This window comes from Deinococcus aquatilis DSM 23025, from assembly GCF_000378445.1.
GTDB classification, from domain to species: Bacteria; Deinococcota; Deinococci; order Deinococcales; family Deinococcaceae; genus Deinococcus; species Deinococcus aquatilis.
The window spans coordinates 126331-152418 of record NZ_KB899698.1 but is presented as its reverse complement, the minus strand read 5'-3'; the positions used below and the strand labels follow the sequence as shown (position 1 = coordinate 152418).

Annotated in this window: 27 protein-coding genes; 23 read left to right on the top strand and 4 right to left on the bottom strand. The window is 62.9% G+C overall.

Annotated elements, in window-relative coordinates:
- Positions 1 to 61: 61 nt before the first annotated feature.
- The 4 genes from F561_RS0103995 (at position 62) to F561_RS0103980 (ending at position 2352) form a co-directional block, all read left to right on the top strand.
- The gene (locus F561_RS0103995) at positions 62 to 730 is read left to right on the top strand and encodes a hypothetical protein (RefSeq protein ID WP_019008655.1); all 669 of its coding nucleotides are present in this window, start codon (positions 62 to 64) and stop codon (positions 728 to 730) included.
- Between the two features lie 87 nt (positions 731 to 817).
- Positions 818 to 1258 carry a type II secretion system protein gene (locus F561_RS29860; RefSeq protein WP_019008654.1) on the top strand — a complete coding sequence of 147 codons (441 nt, stop codon included), beginning with the start codon at positions 818 to 820 and terminating at the stop codon, positions 1256 to 1258.
- 39 nt (positions 1259 to 1297) lie between these two features.
- Entirely contained in the window at positions 1298 to 1771 is a 474-nt protein-coding gene (locus F561_RS0103985) for a prepilin-type N-terminal cleavage/methylation domain-containing protein (protein ID WP_026298582.1), read from the top strand.
- A 119-nt stretch (positions 1772 to 1890) separates the two neighbouring features.
- Positions 1891 to 2352, top strand: a complete 462-nt coding sequence (locus F561_RS0103980; RefSeq protein ID WP_157451542.1) for a type II secretion system protein — start codon at positions 1891 to 1893, stop codon at positions 2350 to 2352.
- Between the two features lie 493 nt (positions 2353 to 2845).
- Here the strand turns inward: F561_RS0103980 and F561_RS0103970 are convergent, their stop codons facing one another.
- Positions 2846 to 3799, bottom strand: coding sequence for a hypothetical protein (locus F561_RS0103970; RefSeq protein ID WP_019008650.1), 954 nt, complete (start codon positions 3797 to 3799; stop codon positions 2846 to 2848).
- Between the two features lie 201 nt (positions 3800 to 4000).
- Between F561_RS0103970 and F561_RS0103965 the strand changes: the two genes are divergently transcribed.
- The 5 genes from F561_RS0103965 (at position 4001) to F561_RS0103945 (ending at position 6472) form a co-directional block, all read left to right on the top strand.
- Positions 4001 to 4192, top strand: a complete 192-nt coding sequence (locus F561_RS0103965) for a hypothetical protein (protein WP_019008649.1) — start codon at positions 4001 to 4003, stop codon at positions 4190 to 4192.
- Between the two features lie 185 nt (positions 4193 to 4377).
- The gene (locus tag F561_RS0103960; RefSeq protein ID WP_019008648.1) at positions 4378 to 4632 is read left to right on the top strand and encodes a hypothetical protein; all 255 of its coding nucleotides are present in this window, start codon (positions 4378 to 4380) and stop codon (positions 4630 to 4632) included.
- Between the two features lie 298 nt (positions 4633 to 4930).
- Positions 4931 to 5308 (top strand): type II secretion system protein, encoded by a 378-nt coding sequence (locus F561_RS24725; RefSeq protein WP_019008647.1) that lies wholly within the window; start codon positions 4931 to 4933, stop codon positions 5306 to 5308.
- Entirely contained in the window at positions 5305 to 5967 is a 663-nt protein-coding gene (locus F561_RS0103950; RefSeq protein WP_019008646.1) for a hypothetical protein, read from the top strand. Before F561_RS24725 ends, F561_RS0103950 begins: the two co-directional genes overlap by 4 nt.
- Positions 5968 to 6004: 37 nt before the next feature.
- Positions 6005 to 6472 (top strand): DUF2227 family putative metal-binding protein, encoded by a 468-nt coding sequence (locus F561_RS0103945; protein ID WP_019008645.1) that lies wholly within the window; start codon positions 6005 to 6007, stop codon positions 6470 to 6472.
- Between the two features lie 151 nt (positions 6473 to 6623).
- Here F561_RS0103945 and F561_RS24720 read toward each other — a convergent pair whose 3' ends face one another.
- A complete protein-coding gene (locus F561_RS24720) occupies positions 6624 to 7172 on the bottom strand; it encodes an HD-GYP domain-containing protein (RefSeq protein WP_169389487.1) in 549 nt (182 codons plus the stop codon).
- 121 nt (positions 7173 to 7293) lie between these two features.
- On the opposite strand from F561_RS24720, the gene F561_RS0103935 reads away from it, so the two are divergent.
- The 6 genes from F561_RS0103935 to pilO are packed head-to-tail and all read left to right on the top strand — an operon-like array spanning position 7294 to position 13772.
- A complete protein-coding gene (locus F561_RS0103935) occupies positions 7294 to 7833 on the top strand; it encodes a hypothetical protein (RefSeq protein ID WP_019008643.1) in 540 nt (179 codons plus the stop codon).
- Positions 7820 to 8731 (top strand): hypothetical protein, encoded by a 912-nt coding sequence (locus F561_RS28630; protein WP_157451541.1) that lies wholly within the window; start codon positions 7820 to 7822, stop codon positions 8729 to 8731. Before F561_RS0103935 ends, F561_RS28630 begins: the two co-directional genes overlap by 14 nt.
- The gene (locus tag F561_RS0103920; RefSeq protein ID WP_019008640.1) at positions 8694 to 10745 is read left to right on the top strand and encodes a GspE/PulE family protein; all 2052 of its coding nucleotides are present in this window, start codon (positions 8694 to 8696) and stop codon (positions 10743 to 10745) included. Before F561_RS28630 ends, F561_RS0103920 begins: the two co-directional genes overlap by 38 nt.
- Positions 10742 to 11878, top strand: coding sequence for a type IV pilus twitching motility protein PilT (locus F561_RS0103915; RefSeq protein ID WP_019008639.1), 1137 nt, complete (start codon positions 10742 to 10744; stop codon positions 11876 to 11878). Before F561_RS0103920 ends, F561_RS0103915 begins: the two co-directional genes overlap by 4 nt.
- Entirely contained in the window at positions 11875 to 13200 is a 1326-nt protein-coding gene (locus F561_RS29445) for a hypothetical protein (RefSeq protein WP_019008638.1), read from the top strand. Before F561_RS0103915 ends, F561_RS29445 begins: the two co-directional genes overlap by 4 nt.
- A complete protein-coding gene (gene pilO, locus F561_RS0103905; protein ID WP_019008637.1) occupies positions 13197 to 13772 on the top strand; it encodes a type 4a pilus biogenesis protein PilO in 576 nt (191 codons plus the stop codon). Before F561_RS29445 ends, pilO begins: the two co-directional genes overlap by 4 nt.
- Before the next feature lie 18 nt (positions 13773 to 13790).
- Here pilO and F561_RS30290 read toward each other — a convergent pair whose 3' ends face one another.
- Both F561_RS30290 and F561_RS28625 read right to left on the bottom strand, forming a co-directional pair.
- Positions 13791 to 13919, bottom strand: coding sequence for a hypothetical protein (locus tag F561_RS30290; RefSeq protein WP_281166572.1), 129 nt, complete (start codon positions 13917 to 13919; stop codon positions 13791 to 13793).
- A 16-nt stretch (positions 13920 to 13935) separates the two neighbouring features.
- Positions 13936 to 14079, bottom strand: coding sequence for a hypothetical protein (locus F561_RS28625; RefSeq protein ID WP_157451540.1), 144 nt, complete (start codon positions 14077 to 14079; stop codon positions 13936 to 13938).
- 436 nt (positions 14080 to 14515) lie between these two features.
- Between F561_RS28625 and F561_RS28620 the strand changes: the two genes are divergently transcribed.
- The 8 genes from F561_RS28620 (at position 14516) to F561_RS0103850 (ending at position 26086) form a co-directional block, all read left to right on the top strand.
- The gene (locus F561_RS28620; RefSeq protein WP_157451539.1) at positions 14516 to 15706 is read left to right on the top strand and encodes a hypothetical protein; all 1191 of its coding nucleotides are present in this window, start codon (positions 14516 to 14518) and stop codon (positions 15704 to 15706) included.
- A complete protein-coding gene (locus F561_RS0103890) occupies positions 15703 to 18024 on the top strand; it encodes a type II secretion system protein GspD (protein WP_019008634.1) in 2322 nt (773 codons plus the stop codon). Before F561_RS28620 ends, F561_RS0103890 begins: the two co-directional genes overlap by 4 nt.
- A gap of 60 nt (positions 18025 to 18084) precedes the next feature.
- Positions 18085 to 18876: a hypothetical protein gene (locus F561_RS0103885; RefSeq protein WP_026298580.1), complete on the top strand. Its 792-nt coding sequence runs from the start codon at positions 18085 to 18087 to the stop codon at positions 18874 to 18876.
- A 117-nt stretch (positions 18877 to 18993) separates the two neighbouring features.
- A complete protein-coding gene (locus F561_RS0103875) occupies positions 18994 to 20211 on the top strand; it encodes a type II secretion system F family protein (RefSeq protein WP_019008632.1) in 1218 nt (405 codons plus the stop codon).
- A gap of 475 nt (positions 20212 to 20686) precedes the next feature.
- Positions 20687 to 21007: a hypothetical protein gene (locus tag F561_RS0103870; RefSeq protein WP_157451538.1), complete on the top strand. Its 321-nt coding sequence runs from the start codon at positions 20687 to 20689 to the stop codon at positions 21005 to 21007.
- A gap of 11 nt (positions 21008 to 21018) precedes the next feature.
- Positions 21019 to 21318, top strand: a complete 300-nt coding sequence (locus F561_RS0103865; RefSeq protein ID WP_019008630.1) for a hypothetical protein — start codon at positions 21019 to 21021, stop codon at positions 21316 to 21318.
- 392 nt (positions 21319 to 21710) lie between these two features.
- Positions 21711 to 23771 (top strand): hypothetical protein, encoded by a 2061-nt coding sequence (locus tag F561_RS0103855; RefSeq protein ID WP_019008628.1) that lies wholly within the window; start codon positions 21711 to 21713, stop codon positions 23769 to 23771.
- Between the two features lie 5 nt (positions 23772 to 23776).
- Positions 23777 to 26086, top strand: a complete 2310-nt coding sequence (locus tag F561_RS0103850; protein ID WP_157451537.1) for a hypothetical protein — start codon at positions 23777 to 23779, stop codon at positions 26084 to 26086.
- The last annotated feature ends 2 nt before the right edge of the window (positions 26087 to 26088 follow it).

The following is a 26088-nucleotide window of genomic DNA, read 5'->3' as shown; positions in this document are numbered from 1 at the left end:
CGTCACCCCCAGCCCCCTCACTCTGAAGACCGGGCCACACCCGAAGGAGACGACACCCACCATGACTTCACCCCTGTTCCCCGCTGACCCCCTCACTGCCGCCCTCGATCACCTCTGGCCTGTCCAGCAGTACGCCCAGTTCCACACCAACACGCATACCCTCACCCTCAGCGCCCCCGACCTCCGTTCAGCGCTGGACGGCCAGCCGGTCACCGCCGGCGTTTCGCCCCGCCTCACCCTCGGGGCATCCCAAGCCACCATCGTCTCGCAGCGCCTCCCCGCCACCGCCATTCCCCTCACCGCTCGCCTGGGCACGCACTTCATCCAGTTCTGGCCGACGTCCGAACCCGGTGACACTTCTCAGCCACCCACGCAGTCCTTCGGTGAACTGCCCATCGGGATCGTGAACGGCCTCTTGCGCGACCTGGACGGCCTCCGCCAGCAAGAATGCCGCACCTTCTTGCAAGGCTGGACGGTGCGCCTGAACGACCTCCCCAATCAGGCCGGCGCCCTGCTCTCTACCTTCAGGCAGGCCCAGTTCCCAGAAGCCGTCAAGAGTGTCATCGCGGCCATCAGCTCAGGCCAACCCTTCTTGCAGACCGTCTGTCTCGGTCCCGAGCTGCTGATGATCGGCGGCACTCGGGGTTACCTGACGGCCACCACCTCGGCGGATCACCTGCCCTTGACCGGGCCTTCCAACGAATTACGGCGGTTGTTCAGCCTGCCGTAATTACCCCCAGCGGGGGGATGGACACCCGCGTCACCCCCAGCCCCTTCACCGTACAAGCACGGCTCAACCGCCGACAAGGAGTTCCGTATGATCCAGTCTCGCCCCCCATCCACCCAGCACACGTCCGGCTTCACGCTGATCGAATTATTGATCGTGATCGCCATTATTGCCGTCCTCGCCGCCGTCCTCATCCCTACGTTCTCCGGCGCGCAAAAACGCCCTCGGGATGTGGCCGCTATCCAATGCGCCCGCGCCATTCTGACCGCCGTGGGCCCGTACCGTCTTCAAGCCGGCACGTCTCCCAACAACGTCAGCTTGCTGGGCGAGGACGTCTCAGAAGTGTGTGCGGGCCAAGGCGTGCAGGTCCGCCAGTACGCGGGCGCTACCCCAAAAGCCGCCACTGTTGGCGACGGCACCATCACCGCGAACGGCAACAGCGTCGCGTACTGGGTATGGCATCCCGGGGGCACGGCTGCGTACTACACCAGCCCCCTCGACGGCATCAAGTTCGGCAAAAACCCGTACTGAAATCCATTCCGACCCTGAGTTGCCCTTGAAGGAGCCCGCATGACCCCCCTACACTGTTCCAGACCAGTCACCTCGACTCAAGGCTTCACGTTGATCGAATTATTGATCGTGATCGCCATTATTGCTGTCCTGGCGGCGATTCTCATTCCCACCTTCGCGGGGGCACAAAAGCGCCCGTACGATGTAGCCGCGTTGCAATGCGGGCGCGCCATTGTGACGGCGCAGCAGACCTCCAAGCTGGAGCGCGGCACCTACAGCACCACGCTCCCGGCGCTGGGTGAGGACGTGCAGGAGGTCTGTCAGACTGCCGGTCTTCGCATTGATATTCACAGTGGGATCGTGTCAGATCCGGCGGCGACGACCCCCATGGTGATGAGCGGGAACGTCGACGACTTTGCGTTCCGGGTCTACCATCCGAATGGCAGTGGGTTTTACCGCTACTGGCGGAATTCCCCGACGCCACAGACGGGAGGCGACCGCTTGAATCGCCTGTTCAAATGGAACGGGAGCTGAGGATGAGGCTCGTGCAGCCTGTCATTCGAGCAAGCCCCAGTCACGCAGTGTGGACACTGCGTGACGAATACTGCTCACCGCCCCACGTCAGCCTATTTCAATTTCCCCCAGGAGTGCTCATGCTATCCCCATCCCGTCGTACACCACCCGTCCACACTCAAGGGTTTACCTTGATTGAACTCTTAATCGTGATCGCCATTATTGCTGTCTTGGCGACTATTTTGATTCCCACGTTTGCAGGGGCTCAGAAGCGTCCCTTCGATCTCGCCGCGGCACAATGCGGCCGCGCCATCGTGACCGCTCAATTGTCGCTCAAAGCCGAAGGTGGGGCCTACATCAGCCCCGTCGCCAGCCTCGGCGAAGACGTGCAAGAAGCCTGCACCGCCCAAAACGTCAAAGTCGCCATTGATTCGGCCCCAGCCAACAATCCCGCCGCCACCGTCGGGAATGGCGTCTCCGTGGCTGCAGACAATTTTGCCTTTCAGGTGTTTCATCCCAGTGGCACAGGCTACTTGCTCTACAACAAGAAAGACGGAACAGCGGCGAGCGGCTCACGGCTGAACCGCGTCTTCAAATGGTGAGCAACGCCCAGTGGGCTGAGTGAGTACGTTGATGCCATGAAGAAGCCGCCCCTAAGGGCGGCTTCTTCATGGCATAGCCAGGCGCGCCTCTTCAAGGAAGGACGCAGTCGAATCCAGGAATACCCAACTGGACCACCCTGGAGGCTGCGTGCGGTCTGGAGTGGAGTGCCTGCGCGCCCGCGGATGCTCAGGATGCTCTAGCGCCGCAACGACGTGAGGTGGAGTTGGAAGTGGCCGAGCCGCAGGTGAGTCTGGAGCGCTTACGTGCGTTCACGCAGGGGTTGAAGGTGGCGGGCGCTCGGCACTGAGTTGTTGGTTCCTGTTGAGTTGACGCGGTGGGGGGTGGCGCGTGGCTTGGGGGTAATTAGAACTAAACAAGATTAGTACCACGGGATAGAGAAAAATTCGGGCCAAAATTGGGAGCTGGGAAGGCGTCGCTTAGCTAAAAGTCAACCTATCTCCGTTTCGAGATCCCTCTTTTGCTCTGTATCCTCTATCGCCTTAGCACCCTGAATTTGACTGGAGCGGGCAAGAGATAGGGCTGAGGAGAGCCGACCCCAAAGAGCGCTCCAAAGGTCGCACGGAGTTCATATTCACCTGGCGGCAGCGTCTTCCAATCCATTGTCTCCACCTTCCATTGACCCGAAGCTAACGTCTTGCTCTGCCCCGGTTGAAAGCTCGCTTGGTAGCCAATGGAGATACAGACCTCCATTGAAGGTACGGGGAGAACAATCTCCTTCGTGGCAAGCCTCCGAATCTCCATGTGGAAGTCGCAGGCACCATGTTCAAACGCCACCACGCTTGAGCCAGTGTTCCGTACGATCAGTGAGATCGGCAGGTGTTGACCTTGCCGAACGGTGGCAGGGAGGCTCAGCTTCGCTTCCAGAGGTGCGTTCAAGGCTGGTCCCGTGGGCAAAGCGTGAGGAGGCACGGTCACGATCACCACCGCATCGAGCGGCACACCAGCAGCGCGAAAGACGGCTTCGGCTTCATCCCGTTGAGAAGGATCCCGTAACCCAAAGACCAACCGTTCAAGTCTGGATCCTGACTGAGAGAAGGTCTGGCCTCGGACAGCCTTAAGCGCCTCATAGGCTACCGCCAGAAACTCCACCCGGCTGCCCTGAAGGAAGCGAACCTGACCTGGCTGTGCACCGAGCACCTGAAGAAATGAGGCGTGACCCGCCTGAACTGCCCTCAGAATCTGGAGACGAACCACAGGATCAGTGGAGTTGACCGCTAGGTACAGCGTGCCACCGTAGACCTCGAAGCCGATGTACTCCGGATACCTTTCATGCAACTGCTCTTCAGTCCCTGGGAACGGGTTGATGTCTTGGGGTTGAGTGCGCAGGGAGGAAACAGCCGGAGGAGCAGCGAGAGACTGGGCCGAGGCCGTCAGTCCCTGACACATCAGGACAAGACTAGTCTGAATGACGACGGACTTCAGCATGCTTCAGGGTGGGGCTTGGATGCTGACGTGGGATGAGCAGGGAAAGCGAAGTGCGAGAGGTCTTAAAAAACTTGATATGCGGAGAGGATCTTTCCTAATCGGTTTAGTACTAAAAAAAGAAGGGGGAAAAGCGCCCACACCCCCCGCATTCTTGAGACTGACTGAAGGGTAGATTTTGCCTCCAGACCTCACACTGAGAGCATGAACGTGCTCCCTTCTGTCTTGATGGGCAGCGCCGGCGCGCTGAGCGTGGTGACGTTGCTGCTGCTGTTTACTGGCAACCTTTTGGCCATGGCGGCCACCGCCGTTGCCGCCATCCTGCTGGCCGCTCTGGCCATCCCCAAACTTGACCAGCTACAAGAAGACGAGTTCCCTCTGCCTCTTGACGGCTAGACCGACGCCAATACTTGGGCCAAGAAGTGCGCGTGCTGGCGCGTCATGCTCAATCACTCGCCAGACAGATCATTGGCGCTGTGGCCTTAGCGTGCCGAAACAATGGGGGCACAAACCCCCCATTCCGTGAGCACCCTGCCTCATTTCTGCCCACACCAGCCCTGATCTTTTTCTAGGCTGCAGCGATGCGCGCCCTCCTTGAAGTGTTCACTGATGTCCCTGGAAAATCCGTGCTTCAGCGCCTGGCTGAACGCCGCCTCAAGAGCCAAATGGAGTACTGGCCCGAAATTCACGGCCCGCTGTTCCCCGACATGGTGGCCGCCTACATCGAGGGCTTCAAGAACGGCAAAGTCCCCACCGAATTCGACACGCCGGTCGCCGTCGCCTTGGCCTTCATGATCGGCGACGGTGACCGAATCAAAGACAAGAGCCTGGACTAGAAAAGGGAGCCGCATAGGCTCCCTTTCTGCTGCTCTGGATCTGTTCGTTAGATCTCCTGCAGCACCCAACCCAGAAAGTGCGTGGGCTGGCGCTCGATGATCAAGCATTCCCAGGTGTTCTAACCCTCAAGCCCCCTTACCCACCCCTTCACGGCCTTCCTGTGACCACGCCCGTTTTTTGCCGTCTAGCACGGCGTCATTTTCCATGCCTTTCTGAATTAGGCGAACTCTAACCCCGTGTACTGCTCACAACAGAACACGCCCCCCGCGTCACCCCCAGCCCCCTCACCATTCAGGTATGCCCCCACCTCGCCACACCCAAGCCTTCACCCTCATTGAACTTCTGATGATCCTCGCCATCATCGGCATCCTCGCCGTCGTCCTCATCCCCAACCTCCTGAACGCTCGACGCCCCGCTTACGACGCCGCTGCCCTCATCTGCGCCCGCACCCTCTGGCAATACGCCATCGCCGACCACCTCGACACCCCCGCCGCACCCTTCGCCACCGCCCAAACCCTCATCCCCCGCGCCCCCGCCTGCCTCGCCACCCCACAACTCACCATCCAGACCCAGACCACGCTTCCCACTACCTTCGAGTACACCGTCTTCCATCCCGGCGGCCGCAACCTTGTCACCGCTACCCGGCAAGGCATCCAGGTCACCCGGCGCCCATGATCGCCCAACGCCACACCGACGCCTTCCTGGCCTCTCCCTTTCTCGACCTCGTGCATCTGCATGCGCGGCACTTCATCCCACCTGTTCGCCTTCAGTTCACCACCCCGCACGGCGCGCTCACCCTGAATCCACGACAATTCCGGCAAGGATTGGCGCTCGCGCGGCCCACGGTGCCCGCTCGCCTCGGCACCACCCCAGTCCACGTCCAGCTCACCCTCTCCACCAAGCACGTCACCCTCACGCCACATCCTCACGTTGCCCCCTGGCTTTCTATTTCCCACCGGGAACTCACGGCCCACCTCCACGCCCTCGATCAGGCTGTCTTGCAGGCCTTCATCACTTACTTGACCAGCACCTGGAATATCACTGCCACGCTCTTCAGGCAGCATTACCCGAGTCCACACGCTCTCCCACACCTGCTCCACGCCTGCGAACACGCCCTGATCCACGAAGCCTTGCCTACCCTGTTCGCCTTGCTGTTTCACCCCGGCTCTGTCCCTTTCGTAACGCAGATGTGTCTGGGCCCTGACTTCTTGGTTCTGGGTGGCCACCCGCTGCAACGACAGCTCCACTTCACGCTCAGCCCGGAAGTCCACATGCTGGACGCCCCCATCCAAGCCCTTCGGCAGCGCTACCCGAACGCTCACCCCGGCATGTGAACCCCCGCGTCACCCCCAGCCACGGCATCCTGAACGCATGCATGGCTGGCAACATACTTCAGTGAACCTCAGCGCCCTGCTGCCCAGCACGGGCGCACTCCTGTGGCTCGGTCACCCCGATACGGCCCTGGCCTTCAGTGCCGCCTTCCTGTTCGGCACGCTCCTCGTCACGCCAGATCTCGATTTGCACCTCAACGACGCCCGACGCCGCTGGGGGCCCTTGCGCTTCATCTGGGCTCCGTATGCCGCCCTCAGTCGGCACCGAGGAACCAGTCATACCTATCTTTCTGGCCCGCTGATTCGCCTAGCTTACCTCGCGCTCTGGGCCTTACCGGTGGTTGCCCTGATGCTTAGCCTCCAGCTCGACGGCTTCCCACCCGTCATCCCGCTCACGTGGGTGATCACGGCCTTGCTCGGTTACTTCACCAGCCAATGGCTGCACCTGCTCTGTGACGGCATTTTGCCTTTCCAATCCCGTAACCCGAAGCGGCGCAGGCGCTCGTGAGATGCGCTCGTGTTCGGCGTCTGGCCTTGCATGGCCTCCCCCGACGCCCGTTCGTGCAGCTGCTCGATCGACACTTCGCCGCGCTTGACCGAGGCCAGGTCTTCACGGCCAGATGCCTGGAATGGCGTCTGGCGCTGCTCTTGTTAGCCCCTCACCAGCCTTGCTCGGCCACGATGCGCCGCACTGCTGCTTTCACCTGATTCGGCAAGGCTTCCGCCTCAAACTCGATCCCCGCGTCCGCCACGCTCAACGCAGCCCGATACGCTCGAGGAGAACGCAAGGCATCCCACACGTCCGCTGCGGCCACCAGTGCCGTGAGCGGACTTAATTCGCACGCCCCGAACGGGTATCCCGTGCCCGTCACCCGCTCGTGATGGCTCCGCACCGCGAGTTGCACAGCCGCTGGACACTCCGGCCAGACTTGAGCGAGCAGCGTTGCCCCGATTACGGGGTGATCCTGCATCACGCGCCGCTCTGCCGCCGTCAAGGGCCGCGGGGCCTCCAAGACCGCTATCGGCACCCCAAGCTTACCAATATCGTGCACGTAGCCCGCAATAAACGCCTCGCAGGCATTCACTCCCAACAGGGGCGCGACCGCATGCGCTAACAGGGCCACACGGGCAGCATGAATGGGCACCCGCAACCGAACCAAATCGTGTACACCATCGGGAACAGCGTCGAACAAACTAGGGGCAGACACGGCACTGAGCATGCCTCAGAGTGACGCCTGTTGGGGTGACGCCCCTGTCAAGCGCGAGCGCCCCCCCATCAGAGCGGCACGCCTTGCCCCGCGTCACCCCCGGCGCCCTCACCATCCAGGTATGCCGGAACCTGCCCAGACTGCCCTGCTCACCCTCAGCCTCCTGGTCGCCAGCGCCCTGAATGCGCGCACCGCTGGACGCCACCCCCTCCCCACCCTGCTCCTGCCTGCCGCCCTCGGTCTACTCACCACTGTCTTCCCCAGCACCACCGGACTCTTGACCGCCCTCACCCTCACGCTGCTCTTGACGATCCTGAACGCACGTGGGAACACGCACGCCCTGCCTGTCGCACTGACCTTCGCGCTGTACGTTGCCCTCACTGCTGGCCTCGTCAGTCTCGCGGCCCTCGGCCTGCCCGTCCCCGCACCCCTCCTGGCCACCACCGCAGGCGGCTTCCTCGGTCTCGCTGCTGGGACTGCCGCTCTGCACCCCACCTTCGCGGCCCCCCGGCTGCAGTGGTTGCTCGCAGGCGTCATCGGGCTGAACGCTTACGTTCTCACCGCCCTGCTCAGCACTCCTGGCTCAGAACTGATCGCCGTCATCGCCGCGCTGGCTCCCGCCCTGCTTCACCGCATGGGAGGGAAGCATGTCGCTGCCTAACAGCGAGTGTCAACGCTTACTGGACGCCATCTCTGAGCAACAGCCTCAAGCGACAGACGATGGTCACAGCGATCTCAGTCTGACGCTCACCGCTCAACACCATGGATTCCCAACCCTCGCCCGGCCCGCGCTGTTTCACCTCCTGCATGTCTATCTCGGCGTGCCTGCGCTCCACACCCCCCGTTCCGAACTCATTGCCAGTTTCGGCTTCCTCCGGCAGCTGACCCGCGACCGACTTCAGTACCCGCACGCCACTGATATCGAGCTCTATCTTGCACCACCCCCACATGGGCGCTGCCTGTTCGTCACCCTCCCAGCAGGCCATCCCTCTGCCCATCTGTTGACCCGAACCCTGCCCCCAGAGGGCAAACGCCTGGGTCACACCCTGGTGTACGGGCTCAGCGCCGCGCCCGCCCTACAGGAGTGGGCCACCGCACACCGCATTCCACTCCCCTTTACACCCGCCGACGTGCAGGCCGCCCGGGAACGCTGTGGCGGCACCGTGACCTTCACCATGCAGGCTCACCATTTCGACCACGCCAATGATGTGCTGATCCAGGGCTACAGCTCGAGTGATCTCGACCGCCTCCGGGACACCATCCACTTCCCCTGCCGGCAACCCCGGCCCGATCGGTGGGAATACTTCACCGCCATTGCCCTCACCGATGTCCTGGAACTGGCCTTCCAACATGCCTTAGATCTCCGAGTTCGAGGCCCTGAGCTGGGCACTCCCCCACGCCTGATCGCGGCCGCACCACACCACCGCATCTCGTTCGCTGCGTTTCTTCAGCAGGTCTGGGCACCTATTCAGGACTCGTCTAGACATTTGCACGACCCCCATCCCCCGTACAAAGGAAGCAATGACCCCCATCCCACCCCCGCTCAACCCCTCCATTGAACCCTTCCTCACCGCCCTCGCCCGCTTCGGACACGACACCAACCGCCTGCTCGATCCTGACCGCTCCCCCATCGCTCTGGCCCGCCGGTACGGCATCCCCGAAGCCGACCTCACTGCGGCGCTGCAAGCCAGCGAGTACCCCGTCGTCTTCACCCTGTCCGAAAAAGATGTTCAACCTGGCATGCATCACGCCGAACACCAAGGGGGGCTGATCTGGGCTGCCGATGATCCCTTCGATCCTGAGAGTCAAGCCGTCGCGGGCGGGAATGCTGGGTTCTACGCTCTCGCGCAACCCCGGATTCTCCCCGCCATCACGGCCCCCTCTGTTTCCCCCCAACCCCAAGAGCAAGCCACCACCATCATGCAAGCCCTGAACAATCTCGGGTACGGCCAGATCCAACTGCCCGAGCTCTACCTTGCCAATTACCACAGCACCCTGCTCTCCCAGGGACGCATCACCGAAGAAGAACTCGCCCGCGCGTACGCCCACCTCACGCAGCACCCGTACATCGACGTCCGCCGTGATCCACCCCACCAGGACGCCCGACACCTGCTCAGCACCGCCATCATCCGCAAACAACGCATCATCCCACACACCCTGCGCCCGGACGGCACTCTCGTTGTCCTCACCAGCAACCCCACCGACCATTTCGGCCTCTCCGCCGCTGAAGACGAATACCAGCACGGCATCCACCTCGCCGTCACCCCCGCGCCCGACTTAGAACGCCTCATCAGCGAACTCTATGACCGTCCTGAACAGGAAGCCGCCCTTGACCGCGAAGCCGCTCACCGCCGCCGTCAAGGCCCGAGCACCAGTGACGACTTCAATAACGACCCGGACAACGCCATCGTTCAGCGCGTCGAAGCTGCCATCCGGGATGCCGCCGCGAACGACGCCTCCGACCTGCACTTTCAGCCCGAAAAAGGTGGCATGAAAGTCCGCGAACGCATCCACGGCAACCTGATCGACCGCGGCATCATCCCGGAAGAACTCGCCCCACAAATGATCAACCGCATCAAGCTCATCGCGGGCATGCCGCAGGAACTCAAAATCCCGCAAGACAAACGCATCGTCATGAGCCTGACCGGCCCCCGCAACCAGGAACTGCGCTTACGTGTCAGTTCCCTGCCCAGCAATTACGGGGACTCCATCGTCATGCGGCTGTTGCGCGACGTCTCCACCCTGCCGGACTTGCACACCCTGCCGTTCAGCGAGCGCAACCAGGAAGCCCTCACCGACGCGTTAGCTTCCTCCAGCGGCATGGTGCTCGTGACTGGCCCGACCGGGAGCGGCAAAACCACCCTGATGCATACCATCCTGCGCTCGAAAAACGATCCCACCATCAAGATTCTCGCCATTGAGGATCCCATCGAGTACGAGCAGCCCGGCATCGTGCAGACCGAGATCCGCCTCACCGACGATCCCACGACCAGCCTGACCTTTGCGCGAGTCCTGCGTTCACAACTCCGCCAAGACCCAGACATCATCTTCGTAGGCGAGATCCGCGATACCGAAACCGCAAACGTGGCCGTGCAGGCCAGCCAGACCGGGCACCTTCTGCTCAGCACCCTGCACACCAATACCGCCCTCGCCACCGTTTCTCGTCTGATGGATCTCGGTCTCCCGCCTTACCTGATTGCGGAGAGCTTGCGGGCCGTCGTCGCCCAGCGCCTGGTGGGGATGCCCTGCCCCGATTGCAGCGTCATTGAGCCGATGCCTGAAGAATTCCGTGAGGCCTACGGCCCAGATTTCAAACGCGGCACCGGTCTACGAGCCAGTGGGGGCACCGAACTCTGCCCGGTGTGTTACGGCACCGGCACGCACCGCCGCATCGCCATCCATGAGGTGTTACGGATCACCGATGAAGCGCGGGCTGCTATCCATGACCGCGATCTCCTCCAATTGCTGAACGTGGCCAAAGGGGACGGTTTTACGTCCCTGCGGCACGACGGCCTCACCAAAGTGGCCGCGCATCAGGCCGATCTCGCCAGCGTCCTGGAGGCCACCCAATGATTCGTATCGAACCCGACCACATTCCGACCATCCTTGATGACCTCACCGCTCAGGGCGCCAGCGACATCCAGTTCCGCACCAATCAGCCGCCTCTGATCTGTCTGCACGGCTTGTGGAAGCCCATGAGCGAGTACGCCCCTCTGACGGCTACGGATATTGAGGCCATTCACGCCAAGATCTGCCGGGATGACCGCTGGCAGAACTTCCCCGAGCACGGCCCCTGGGACGCGGATTACCGCACCAGTAGCCAGAAGAACAACTTCCGAGTCTCCGCCGGGAAAGAACAAGGCCGCCTATACCTTGTGCTGCGTCCACTGCCCCGCGAAACACCCACCTTCGAGCATCTCAAGACGTTGGACGATCTGATTGGCGCACCCGACCGCTCCAGCCACATCCAGGGGGCGTTTATCCGCGCGCTGAGTGCCAAACGCGGTCTCGTGCTCGTCACTGGAGCGACCGGCAGTGGAAAAAGCACCACCCTGGCGGCCTGCGTCGAGTACTTGAACCTCCATCACCACTACAACATCATCACCATTGAAGATCCCACCGAATTCACCTTCCGCTCTAAAAAGAGCCAGGTCATCCAACGCGAAACTGGGGTCGACACCGGGTCATTCTCCAGTGCCCTGCGAGCTGCATTACGCCAGAAACCGAACGTCATCCTGGTGGGCGAAATGCGGGATGCCGAAACCATGGAAGCCGCTTTCCGTGCAGCCAGTACCGGCCACCTTGTGCTCTCCACCATGCACAACAACGAAGTCGTGCAGGTGATTGAGCGCATCACGAACGAGTTCCCGCCTGAACAGCAAAACCGCGTGAAATTCCAACTCAGTGAGGTCTTGGTGGGTGTGTTCGCCCAGCAATTACTGCCGACCCTGACCGGCGGGCGTCAAGTCGTGCACGAAGTCATGTTGCTCGATCAACCTACCCGTGCCCTGCTCCGAGGTGAGGACTATCAGCAAGCGCTTCGGGACGCCTTGCGTGTCAAGAACGATGTCGGTAACCGCTTGATGGACGAAGAGATCCTCCGCTGCTACCAGGAACAGCTCATCAGCGAGGACGTGGCCATGGAGTTTGCCATCAATCCCATGCAACTGGAAAAAGACCTACACAAACCACAGGTCAGCCGATGAAGCTCGTCAATGCCCTGTTCATTCAAGAGGATACGTTCACCCTGCTCAGTCCAGCGGGCCTGCTCACTGGCCCCTTGACCGAGCTGCGCGCGGCCGCCACCAAACTGAAAGCGAGAGGGCCAACCGCCCTAGTGATCGCGGGCGAACTGAGCACCGTGAAACTGCCCCCCGGCCTGCCCCTGAACGCCTTACGGCCGTTCGTGCAGGCACAGTACCCGGAACAGGTCATCCTGTTCCCGCCCCTGGCAGACGTACAGCCTGACCTGACCATCGCGTTACTGGGGAAGCCTGCCCTGGAGCGTGCTCGCGGCGCTGTGCGCGGCACCGCCCTGAAGCTCGTCCACGTGCTCACGCTCGCAGATGCGGCTCAAAGTGCCACAGGCTTACGCGCACCTCTGGCTTTATTACATGACACCGGATTGGAATACGACCTCACGGTGCATGGGGTTGATAAAGCCCAATCTCGCCGGAGCAAACGGGCTCGGGGCGATGAAGCAGAAGTCATTGAGCAGCTCCGGCGCGTCACACAGCCCTTGTTGATCGCAAGCGTCACCCCAAGCGTGATCCTCTCCGGCCCAGCGGCAGAGTTCGCATCAGCGGTCGAAACCGCCCTGAAGCTGCCAACCCTTCCCTTGACCTTGGAACAACTCCTGACCGGGGCATTACAACCCGCCGAGCACATCGCGCTGCATGTCTTGCACACCCCGCGCACGCTGGACAAGCCATTGCTGGGCACCCTCGCATTCGCCCTCCTGGTCAACGGGGCGCTCTTCGGTTGGGGCGCCGTGGAAAGTCGCCGTACTGCACAATTGGAAGCTCAAGCTCAGCAATTAGAGCCCCAAGCCGTCCTCTACCGCGCCCTGAAAGCCGCGAACGACACCCTGCAAACCCGCAATGACCAGGCCCGCCAACTCACCGGCGAGAAAGGCCCCTTAGCCGTGGATCTTCCCTTGATCGCACAACAGACCGTGCTCTCTGGAGGCCAACTCACCGCCCTGAGTGGCCCGAACGTCCCGGATGCCGATGCCATTCGGCAGTACGGTCGGGCCGTCAGCCGCACGTACAACATTGAAGCCCGTACTCCGGATGCCCAGCGCCTGATTGACGGGTATGGCCATGCCGGACTGGCTGTGCACGTGAGCGAGGTGGCGTGTACGGCAGACGGCTGCCAGGTCAAAGCGAATGTCGGCCCCGTGCTCCCCACTCGTCCCCCCAGGCCACCCCTGCCCGACAGCTCCGGTGGCATCTCAGGCGTCACTCCCACCACGACCAGCACCCCTGTGACCAGTCCCTCTGTTCAGACGACGGGAGGCACACCGTGAAGCTCAAGACCATCCTCCCCAGCCTGCTCACCCTCCTCCTCGGCCTGGGCGTGGCCGCTCGCGTCACCCTCCCGAACGCGCAAAATCGCGCTGCTGAACGCGCCGACGCTCAGACCCGCGTGACCGCTTTAGAAGCTGAGGTCTCACAGCTTCCCACCGAGCGCGCTCGTGAGACCGCTCTGAAGGCCGATCACGCCCGCTTGCAAGCGACCTTGCCGGACGCTGAAGCCTTACCCAGTGTCCTGAACACGTTCTCCAGTGCTGCCCGCGCCTTAAATGTTCAGCTCGGGCCGATCAAGCGCACCGTGAAAGCCAGCACCGTGCCTGGTGTGACGGCCGTCGATCTCGAAGTCGCCCTCACGGGCACGTACCCACGTGTGCAAGCCCTGGTTCAAACCCTCGGCCAACTTGACCGCGCGTACACCACGCAAGGGGTGACCGTAGGCGTGGACGACGCTGCACTGGTGAAAGCGGCGTTAAAAGTCACGACATACACACGGGATGCCACCCCACCTGCCGCACCGGCTCAACCGGTCACCAGTGTGACACCCACGACAGGAGCCACGCCATGACGAAACCAACTCCCCCGGTCACCCCCGCCCGACCACAGCCCGCACCCGCTCGCGTGGGGGCGGTTGCGCCTGCAGCTCCTGTTCGCGCTGCTGCACCCGTCCAACCTGTACCAGTGGCTCCAGTACAGGCTGCCGTTGTGTCGCCAACGCCCGCAGCAGTGCCTCAGGTGCCTGTCACCGCGCCAGCCGTGCCAGTGAGCGCCGCTCCTGTACCCAACCTAGCCACGCCCAGCCCGGTGGTCGCCACTGCGTCTGTCCCGAGCCAGCCAGCCGCCGTCCCGGTCACGCCCACTCCCGCTGTAGTCAAGCCGGTGGAGGCAAGCCACCCTGAACCCGCAACGCCACCCCTTGAGCGCCCTGTGGAACCCTCTGCCTCTGCTCAGCCCTCACCCCCTCCAGCTGGCGTCAGTGCAGAGGCCGATCCCTGGGCTTCCTCCACACCAGACCAGACTTCAACTCCATCTGAACCCGCTCTCCGTGACTTGATTCCAGACGCGGTGGAGAGCGGAACCACCCCAGACCCTCGTGTGGATGCGAACGTCGCAAAGACGCCCTCCCCTCGCTTTGGCTTCAAGAAAAAAACTGCTTCAGGCCCTTCGACCTCCACCAAGCCAGAGCGCCCCAGCCCCGCTATAGGGTCAACGCGGGCCGCCACCGCCTTGAAGACTGCACGCCTTCGACTCCCCAGCTTCGGGCGCATCAAGAGGCCCCTCGGAAACACGGTTCCACCTGCTGATGATGCCGTGCCCGCACCCCTCGTCCAAACGAAACGCCCGTTGCCCCGTGCAGCGCTGTTGGGCTTGACAGCGGCACTCCTGATGGGGGGGGCCTTGCTGGCGAGGCAGCTACTCACCCCGGCGTCGACCGATCTGGGCACCACCCCGCTGGAACAGCTCACGCCTGCTTCACCCACCGTCAGTGCAGGCGAGCCGACGGGACAGACCACCCCAACGCTACCGGGTGATTCAGCAGCCTCTCGCCCGTCATCCCAACCGAGTGACGCGCGCTCGAATCAGGGATCAGACCCCCGTTCGGCTCAGGCGACGACCGCGTCACCCCAAGCTTCCGCGAACACGCCGGCCACGCCCACCAAGCCGGTTCAAGTCAAGCCTCGCCCGGCGACCACCCCGACCACGAACCTCACGGCGTCCAACACCAACCCGGTCGCGGGACGGATCGTGCGGCCCGACCCCCTGCTGGCACGCACGTTCGGCTCAGCGCGGACTGCGAATGCGGCCAGTGCCAGTACGACGGTACAGGGTGCCGCTGCCAGGAGCTTCCAAGGCACCACCCCCACGAACGCTGTCGAGGGCCAGCAGACGGGCACACCCCAGCAGACTGCGAGTGTCGCTCGCGTGTCGGCGGTGGCCGCACCTTACGGCTCTCCCCCACCCGCCGCACCAATTCCGGTGTCCCGTGTGCCTCAGGCCCAGCCCGTCCCGGCTCCTGTCCCCGTGTCTACTCCCTCCCTCCTGCCCCCCGTCACGGCGCTGCCCGCAGTGAAGGCTCAAGTTTCACCGCCCCCGAGCCGTCCAACCACGATTCGCTTGCCCGACCCGACCCCGCTGCCGCCCATCACCCTCTCGCGGCCCACCCCCCCCAGCACCCCACCCTTCGTCACCCCCAGCAGTCCAACCACGCCGCCCAGTTCGCCGGTGTCCATCACCCCACCGACAACAGTTGCCCCAAGTGCCAGCACACCGTCTGTGACCTCGACACCCGTCTCGCCGACGGAGGGGATTCGCTATCTCGGCTACGTCTCTGGCGAGTCTCCAATCGCCATCATCGATGTGCAAGGCCGCAGCGAGACCGTCAGTGAAGGCCAACCCATTCCCGGTACCACCCTGACCGTACACCGCGTCACCCCCAGCGCCCTCAAGGTAAGTACACCGGACGAGGCGCCTACCTCGCTGCCCCTAGAGGTCACCCCATGAAACGATTCCCTGTTCTCCTGCTCACCACCGCTCTCCTCCTCAACTGCGCCGCTCAGGCCCAGACCACCCCCAGCGCTCTAGGCACGCCCGCACTCCAGAGCCGGGCCCTGGCTGTGCAACTCCCCGCCCACCCCAAGCTCAAAGTCAAGCTCACCGTCACGCTGCCTTCCGGCGCACCCCTCGGCACCGTCCTGACCGCTATCACCAGAGCCAGCGGCCTGACCCTGGTCACGCGGGATGTCCCGGCATTGCCAGTCACCCTGAACCTGAAAGGCCTGACCGCGAAAGCCGCCCTGGAACAACTGCTCAGCCTGTATGCCGATCAGGTCAGCGCTCAACTCATCGGCGACACCTTGCTCGTTGCTCCTCCCGCCGTGCTTGCCCGCGCACTGCCCACTGCCGCGACCCGGAGCGTGCTTTCGCTGCTGGTGACCGAACAGAACGCGACCCGCATCAATGCACTTACAGGGGCCACCGTGACGCCCTTGGAGAACGTCACGATCCTCTCTGGTACGACCGAAGCCGTACAGGACGCCACCCGCTTGCTCCAACCGGATCGTCCGACGAATGAAGCACTCGGATCAGCTACGGAACCTCTGGGACGACTGGAGCCGGACATCGTGATCCGCACCTTGAAGGATCTGCACAACGTGCCTGCCACCATCGCATACGGCCGGGTCTACCTCACCGGGACAGCGGAAGGTTTGCGCGAAGCACGGGCGACCTTAGTGCAGTTGCGGCAGGATGCCGAACAGGCCGCGAAGACTGCTGAAGCCGAACAAGCCAAGGTCGCCGAAGCGGAACGAGTCAAAGCGGCGGCAGCCGTGACTGCGACTCCAGCAGCCACGCCCGTCGTCACCCCACCCGCTCCTACCCCTGTCACCCTGGTGCGGCGCACGTTCACTACCCCGCTGGCTGACGCCCTCGTGACCCGCATCGTGACGGCCGTCGCGCCCGAGCTGTCTCTCGCTAATCTCGGCAACGGTACGTACGTCGCTCGGGGAACACCCGACGATCTGGAGGCCGCCCAGGACGCGCTCACCCAAGCGCAAGCCCGTGAAGCCCGGCGTGTCACCATCGTTTATCCGGCAGCCGCTCCACATGCCGCTGGGATTGCGACCCTCCTGCCCTTTGCCACCACCCGTACGGTGAACGGTGGTCTGGAAGTGCGCGCCACACCGGATGAACAGCTGCGGGCCAGTGCGTACCTACAACAAGCGATCCGCACCACCCCCACGCCAGAGCCTGACCTGACCGTCACGGTGCGCTTGGCGAGTGCCGATCCCGCTACAGTCGCAACACAATTGCTCGCCCTGTACGCTTCGCCTGCCAGCACCACCCCAACCGCCACACCGGAAGCCCCCGCCACGAACACGTCCAACACAGCCGTCGCGGGTGGCACGCTTACCCTGACTGCCACGACCACCCCGACTGGGACACCGCCTGCCACACTGGAAACCCCAGTCACTACCCCCACGGCTGTCCAAGGTGTCCGCGTTATCCCCGACCCCCGCACTCGCAGCGTGATGCTTACCGGCCCAGCCGCGACCGTCACCCGGATGCAGCGCACCATCCAAGACCTTGACTTGCGCCTTGCCGACGTTCGTATGGCCCTGCGCGTCGAACAACTCGATGACTCCACCGGCCAGAACCTCGGCGTGAACTGGAAAGCAGGTCTAGGCGGCGTCACCTTCGGCCAGAACGACGGCGCGCTCACGGTTGGTTACGCCCCAACCGCGAGCCCCCTGACCTTAGAAGCCAGCTTGAACTTGGCTCGTTCACAGGGCAAGTCCAAGACCCTGCTGAACACCACGTTTGTGGCTCAAGACGGCCGCACAAGTGCGTTTGCGAGTGGGGGACAACTGCTGTTAAGCAACGCCACCACCAGCACCGGGAATGGTCAAACCACGACCAGTACCACCCGGCAAACCTACGATTACGGCTTAAGCGTCAAGCTCACCCCCCGCCTCGCACCAGATGGCCGGGTCGAACTACAGGTCGATGTCCAGCTGGGCGGCAAACCGACCACAGGCGTACAGAACAGCGTGCAGGTTGAAACCCAGTCCCTGACCACCGTGGCCACCCTCACCCCAGGCGAGACCTTGGTCTTAGGCGGGTTGATTACGACCAGCACGGGCGAGTCCCGCACGGGCGTGCCGTTCCTGAGTTCCCTGCCGTTGATCGGGCCGTTGTTCGGAACCACCAAGCAGAGTCAGCAGCAGAGCACCCTGCTCATCACCTTGCAGGCCGCAGACCGCCAGAACGCCAGTGCCCCAGTGGCCAGCAGCGTTCCGCCTGTGACGCCACCCGAACGTTAAACCCCTCACCCAAGTCGGCATCACCCCAAGCCCCTTCACACTGTTTTCCGAGGTCTCGCCATGAAATCACTGCTTCCCCTGTTCGCCCTGCTCACCCTCGCCGCACCCTTCAGCCTGGCCCAGACGGTCAGCCCCAGTACGCCCAACACAACGACGAGTGCTGCCCTTAACACGCCCACGCCGTTTCAGGTTGACCTCTTGCCATTCGGCACGGTCACCCTCGCCGATGGCAGCTACTACATCCCGGATTACCAGGGCACCGGGATTGGGGTCTACGTTCAGAGTCCGGCCCCGCTCAAGATTGCGACCTTGGAAGAGACCGTGCAGTTGCAGACCCGCTGGACACGCTTCCTCAATCCCCCCACCGCGAGCACGCCCGCGCCCGTCACACCGAGCCTGGCCGCCTCGTCCACACCCGTCGCCCCAGTGGCACCCGCCAAACCGCTCGTTCAGGCTGTTGCCTCCGCCGTCCCAGTGGCACCCGCTCCTCCACTCCCTGTGGCGCCTCGCCCAGCCACCAGCACCTCTCCCTTGCCCGACGCCCTGAAACTCGCGTTCCAAACGCGCAAAGCAGGCAACGCGTACGTGTTGACCTACAGCGTCACCAACACCAGTCAAACCAGCGTGACCTTCGATCCAGCCCAACTGGTCTTGACCCAGGACGGCAAACCCCTCGCTGGACAGCTCTCCATCCGGAATGATTCCGGCACGGGCCAAGTGCTGCCCCGCACCGCCCAGATCGGGGTCATCACGGTGCCTGCCCGCAGCACCACCCCGATCACGCTGAACTGGAAGATCACGGACGCTCAAGGCAAGCAGTGGCCCATCACCTACGCTTGGAAGCCACAGTAACCGGCGGACAGGCATGAATAAGCTCTTAGAAGCACTCACGGCACCCCTGGTCATCGGTTTGATCTCCGTCACCCTCACGGGCTTCCTGTTCGTGCTCACTACCACAGTGGTTACGCTGTGACCCAGTTCAATTACGAGGGCTACAGCGCCTCTGGCAAACTCCAGAAAGGCAAGGTACGGGCCTCGTCCCTGGATGACGCCCGCACGGAAGTCAAAGGCCTGGGCGTCACCGCGACCAAAGTCATCAAGAACCAGGACATCACCCTGCCTTGGAACAACCGCAATCCCAGCCTGAAAGACCGCGCCATGTTCACTCAACAGTTCGCGCAACTCATTGGGGGTGGCGTGCCACAACGCGTGGCCCTGGGCATCGCCGCCCGGACGATTACGAATGAACGCATGCGCACCGCCGTGGAGAAAGTCCGGGTAGCCGCTGAAGCCGGAGAAGCGCTGGATGATGTGTTCGCCCGGCAAGAGTTCAGCACTATCTTCGATCCGGTCTTCGTGGCTTTTATTCGCATGGGCCGGGAGGCAGGCGGGCTGGCCAAACCCCTAATGGAACTCGCGGACATGTACCGCTGGCAACTCAAGATTCAGGGTATGGTCAAAAAAGGCCTGATGCTGCCCGGGATCATTGGGGCGCTGTGTCTGGTGGTGACGTACTTCATCATGGCGAAAATCGTCCCCACGTTTATGCAAATCCTCGATCAGTTGGACACACCACTGCCCCCCCTGACCGCTGCTGTGAAAGCGCTGAGCGATCTGCTCTCCAATCCCTACTTCACGGTGGGATTGCTCCTCGCCTTGGGAAGCTTGATCTACGGTGGGATGCAGTACCGCAAGACCCCACGCGGCAAGTTGCAGTTTGACCGCCTGATGTTGCGCCTGCCCGTGGTCGGGCCGCTCTTGAAAACCTTTACCCTGGCTCGGTACAGCAAAGCGGTCGCGGTGATGCTCAAGAACCGGATTCCGTTGCAAGACACGCTGACCATCGGCTCTGGCATCGCCTCAAACGAGGTCTACCGGGCCTTAGTCCTGGAGATGCGGGCGCAGGTGATCATCGGGGAACCGATGTGGCACATCATGCAAGAACACCCCAAAGCCTTCCCAGAACTCTACTGGTCGCAGTACCGCGTGGCGGAGGAACAACAATCCCTCCCGGACACCCTGGCGTACCTAGGTGCGCTGTATGACGACGAAGTCAACAGTACAGTCGAAGGGTTGACGACCGCGATTGAGCCATTCCTGATCATGTTTCTAGGTGGTGTGGTGGGCGTGATCGTGGTGAGCGTCTTCCTGCCCATGGCGACCATGATCAGCTCCTTGTCCAAGTAAGTTGTCAAATCCAGTTCAGTCTGTCCCCGTAAAGCTCAGTCTGTCCTGACCCGAAATGACGCTCCTCACAGAGCGTCATTTCCCGTTGTAGACGGCGCTCCTCCACTACACCGCCGCCAGGGCAAGCCTACGCCCCCGCATATTTCGATGCATGGACAGACTCAGTTGGATGACTTGCCCCACACGCCACCCAATCCTGCTGTCTGGAACGGCATTTCTGCCCCCACATCTTCCCTGTGTCCTTCATCAGGTCAGTCTGTCCTGAGACCACCGGCTATTTTCCCCCGCCAGCACGCACTGGATTCCCAAAACGCCTCCATGCCGCACCATTGAGGACCTGCTCCACTGGACGGGGCCGGGAAGGGGGCGCCGTCCTTTCCGTCCCTGATGGGTCAATTTCACCTGAACCCGTCTCTGGACCAGGGCGCAGCGGGACGCATCCAACCCTCCCGGTTGCCCAAAGGAAGGTTCGGTCATGAACGAGTCCACCCCAGTCCAGATGGAGTTCAGCACGTACACCCTGATGCTCGCCACCGGGCGGGAAGGCGACCAGGTCCTGGAAGTCATGGTCACTCTGGCCCGCAGCTGTGAAGAGGCCCGCCGCGACTTCCTCAGACATTTCTATCCCGATGAATGGGGCATTCAGCAGCGTCTGGCCCCCAGCGTCTATATCTGGTCTGGTATTGACCACCACGCCCTGGGCCGCATCTTTACCGAGCATTTTTTACTCGGCCTGGAACAGGACGGCATCCGGAGCGGCACCTTCCGGATGCGGAGTGACCAGCCCGCGGGCTGAGAAGGAGAGAGATGAGCAAGTTCACGGTGTACACGGTGTCCCTGAACCACTTCGCCACCGGAGAGGGTGTGTTAATGCAGGTGGTGGTGGCCTGCGCCCAGAGTGAAGACGAGGCGCTGGAGGTGTTCTGGCACGCGTTTTACCGTGGGGAGCCGCTGCCGAAAACCTTCTGGCCGACGGTGCGGCGGGGCGTGGCCCGCGAGCTGTTGGGGCACTGGTGCACCGCGGGGGCTCTCGACCACTTGGAAGCGTTGGCACTAGCCTCCGACAATTTGAACTTCAGTCTGAGCTGTTCGTACGACCTGGAATGAGGAGCGCCCCGCGCTGCCGGATCGACACGCTGTCGTTGCGCGTGGTCACCCCAGGGGAGCCTACCCTGCAGCAGCTGCTGGTGACCCAGGCCACGAGTCTGAACTTGGCAGAAGAGGCTTTTGGGAACGTGTTCTATGCGCATGATCCGCTGGCCTGGGTACTACGATCCTCAGAACTACCTGATGTTCGGCCTTGCCTCCATTCTTCTGACAGACCCGTGGTGAACCTTTGAGGGAGCCCTCAGCCTTAGAGGGAAGATGCGATCATGGAGGATCAGACGAGGCAGATCAGAGCGCCGCAGACTGCTTGCGTATGCGTCAGCCACGCATCCTCTTTCCCGAATACGGATTGCCCCTGGTTCTCCGATCCGTCCGAATTGAGAACGCTAACTATGGAAAATGATGAGTCAAGCCTGAGCTTCATGAACATGTCTCGGCTTGGCAGCGGCACAGACAAGCAGTCTCGCCGTCAGGTGCCGCAAAGTTACACCACGGCGTCGACAATTTTCTATAGCATCATGGGAACCACCATGACTCACGCCCCTCAACCTGTTCCTTTACCTGCGCCTTCTACCCTGGGCAACATCGTCTGGGAAGATGTGGAGGCAGCCGTAGCCCGGGAACAGTCGAACCGTGAAAAGTACACCCCCTCTATTTCGGTGTTCCGCTGGTGGGCCAGGCGTCCCCACAGCCTGATGGGGGCGATTATTGACGCTGCTGCCCTGACGACTGGCAACAACGACCTGTGCCTGTCTGACCCCTTCAGTGGCGGGGGCACTGTCGCGGTGGAAGCCGCCCGGCGCCACCTGCGCATGTACGCTCAAGACCTGTATCCCTGGCCAATTACCGGGCTGATGACCAGCGTGGCGCCTGCCGAGCTGGAGGAGTTCGACACCGCCGCTCAACTGCTGCTCGAGCGCCTCGAGCCCTTGAGCAGCCATTACCAGCGTGACGACGGCCGCACCCTCTCGCATGTCATGCGCGTGCGCGTCGGTTGCTGCCCCACCTGCACCAAAGACGTCTATCTTTTTCCCGAACATCTCCTTTCCAAAGCCTCACGACACCCCGACGAGCAGCTCGGCTTCTACGGTTGCCAAGGCTGCGGACACGTCCACGCCCAGAAGATCAAGGGGGCCAAAGTCACCTGCCCCGCCTGCAAGTTGATTCATAAGCCGCAAACGCGTGGCACAACCCTCAAGCGGTGCGTTCACTGCAAGCATGAGGCCATCACCACCGCTTTTTACGGACGCACGCCGCGCTGGAAAGAAGTCCTGGTTCAGGAAGTCACTCTTGACCCGCACGGCCGTGCCCGCGCGAAATTGCGCCTGACCGAAGACGGTGATCCTCTCACCGATCTGACCACGGCTCAGCCCGCTGCACTGCACGTCCCGCTGCAGGCGGGGCAGGAGACCAACCGTCTGATGAACGTTGGCTTCGAGACCTGGGGCGACCTCTACACGCGGCGTCAGGGCGAGACCATTCTTGAAGCACTCAAGCAAGTCGCCGCACTCGAGGTCTCGCCAGGTTGCCGCGACCGGCTGGCCCTCGCGGTGATCGGCATGGCCGAGATGCCCGCCTATCTCTGCCGGTGGGACCGTTTTCACCAGAAGGTCTTTGAGGGAATCGCCAACCATCACTTTGCGCACACCACCTTCGTGGTCGAGACCAACCTGCTGTCCCCGGTGGGTCGCGGCACTCTGGGTCGCCGCATTAAGGGTGCCCGCAAGGCGCTGGAATGGCGCAATGAAAAAATGACCATGCCAGGCGGCGCCCTCAAGGTCAAGCCTCAGGAGCGCATCGCCACCCTGCCCCGGGGGCTCACCGTGGCGATCGGCAGCAGCGAACAGCAGGCTCTTCCGGACGGCTGCATTGATTTAGCCCTCACTGACCCTCCCTACTTTGATGACGTGCAGTACGGCGAGCTCGCGCGCCTTTTTCACTTCTGGCTTGCCCAATACACGCCGTTGTCCGCCTACGACGAGCACCAGGAAGCTGTGCCGAACCGGGTTCGTCAGCAGGGCGCTGACCACTACCAAGACGCCATCATGGCCTGCCTGAAAGAGACACGGCGCACCCTGAAGCCTGAGGGGCGGCTGATTCTCACCTTCCATAACCGCAAGCTCGCTGCATGGACAGCCCTGGGCAGCGCCCTGCATGGTGCCGGCTTCCGCATCAGTGCTCTGGCCGTGACCCACGCCGAGAACAGCGCCGACCACTCCAAGCGGGGCGGCAAGGGCATGCTGCACGACCTGGTGATCGAGTGTGTGCGCGACGATCAGCCCGGCGGGCCACCCACCGTCGTACACGCGGGTGAGGGGCAGGAAGCCCGCGAGCTCGTCGCGATGGGCCGGGCACTCGCTGAGGCTGCTGCAGCGGATCAGCCAGGCCAGGCGGCCACCATCTTCCAGTTGCACCTTAAAAAGCAAGACCTGAAAGGCGAGCGGATCACTTGATGTGGGTGCGGGCGTTCCTGCAGCTGGCGCAGATGGAGCGCAGCGCCGCACGCGGCATGCTGCACCACCAGGTCCTACCGCGCGGAACCACGCCTGCCCAGAAGGCCACGGCTCTTCTGGCCTCCCAACTGCTCACTCGCCCCTCCGGGGAGCGGCCCCTGGTCAACATCGTGATGCCGCCAGATGGAGCGCAAAGCGCCGTGATAGCCGCTACCGGTCTACTGGTTACCGATTTCTTGCATCAACATCTGGGAGGCCAGCGCCTGAGTGGCAACCTGTTGCTGGTCACCCACGCCATCACCGGGAGCCTCGAACACCTGGAAAACCTGGAACTTGAGGGCAGCGATATTCGGTTCAGTCAATTCTGGTCGGTCGAATCGTTCTCTCGCTACCACCCTGTCGTGGATGACCGCCCCCACGTCATCGTCGCCAACCCTGGCTGGATCACTCGCTTGGAGGCCCTCCCCAGCAACATCGGCGCAGTGATCGTTGACGCCACGCACCCACGGACGTTCTCGCGCCTGGGTGAACTGGAACGCGCCACGCGGGCCGCGCCCCTGCGAATCTTTCTCACGCCGCCGCTCGGGGAACGCCTTCTCGCTGAGCTGGGGAACCCTGCCGCGCGTCTGACCTGGCTGTGGTCCCCCGGCCCGCAGCAGGCCGTGGCAGAGGAATTGCGCGGTCCCGCTCCAAGCACCACTGCCCCTCAGCGCCGGGTCTACGTGTGTCAGGACGACCCAGCATTCGACCGTGCGCTCGCTGAGGTGCGCGGGTTGCTCGTGACCCTGATGGGGCTCGCGCGCAGCGCCCCCGCCCTGCTGGACGCCTGGAGCATCTACCACCGAATGCGCCAGCTGGCTGTGCCGCTGCTGCAGTACGAAGCGCTGGCCCGGAAAGGCTGGGGCGGTCTGATGCTGCGTGAGCAAATCGACCAGCTGACGGGCATAAGCCTGCCCAACGCCGCCCTGCAAGGCCCCTGGGTGCAGCTCACGGCCTTGTTGCGGGAAGCTTACGACCTTCTCAGTCAGCGCCAGGAGCCCGTGAAGCTCTACGCCCTCACGCAGCGGATCGAGACCCTGCTGGGCGAGCCTGGCCCGCCCCTGATCGTGGTCGCTCCCAGCCGGGCCGAGACCGAGCTGCTGCGCCGGGCCGTCACCCTCCTCATTCCTGGACTGGACAGGCACGAACTCAGCGGACAGATCGAGTTCCTGCATGCCCGTGAGGAAGCGCGCCGTGCAAGCGCCGGCCAGACTTGGCGCAGTGTCCTGCCTGGATACCGCCACGGGACGCTGCGCTACCTTGACGTCTATCCCACCGTCGCCGCGGAAAGCATTCTTTACCCCCACGAAGTGCCGCTTGAACAGGGCCTGCACCACCGCAGCTATGCGGAGCTGGAGGCTTTGGAAGCCACCGATCACCTGCGCTCGACCCTGACGTGCTTGGGTATGACCTGCCCCCCCGGTGACCTGATGACTTCCTCGCCCCGCCCTGAACTGCACATCGAAGGTCTGGATGGTCAGCCGATTCGCCTCCTGCAAACTGTAGAGACCCAGGGCCTGCACCTGGACATGGACGAGCTCGTGAGCGCTGAACTGCGCCGCTTGGACTTGGAGCCAGGCGCACCGGGGATCCGCCCCTCGCCCCTGCAAATGTCTGGGGGGCAGGTAACAGTGCGCTACGAAGACGGTGAAGTGCAGACTCTACCTGAGAAACGCATCGTGGACGTGTTCTACCCCGATACCGGGCAGCTGGTTCGGCACTGTGCCAGAGATGTGGCCGCAGGCATGCACGTTGTCAGCATGGTGGACGACGCTTACAGCACATTGTTCGAACGCCTGGTGGAGGTGCTTGACGCACGGTCTTCGCGCGGGCATCAGATCGCCCTGCAGCTGTGGCGGCACGCCAAAATTATCCTGCTCGATCAGTACCCGAGTATTCGCGCCTTGGAGCGGGCGCTGCAACAAGACGGCCTTGATGTCCACTACACCACCCTGCGCAGCTGGTTGACCGAGTTCGGCAACGAGCCGCAGAGCTTTTCCCACATGCGTCTGCTTGCGCTGCGCAGTGGGCTGTACCCGAACGAGGCCATGATCACACACACCTACGAAGCGATTCAGGGGGTGCGCAACCGCAACCGGTCCGCCGGTCGGGCGCTGCACGCCGTGCTGCGTGCCATCGCCACCGGCGAGGGGTACAAAGCCGCTCTGAACAGCTCGCGCCAGCTCGACGCACACGTGAGTGAAGTGCTCGCAGCCGTGGAACTGCGCCGCGTGACGCAAGTCACACGCCTGCAGCCCACTGCTTCTGTTGCTTGACC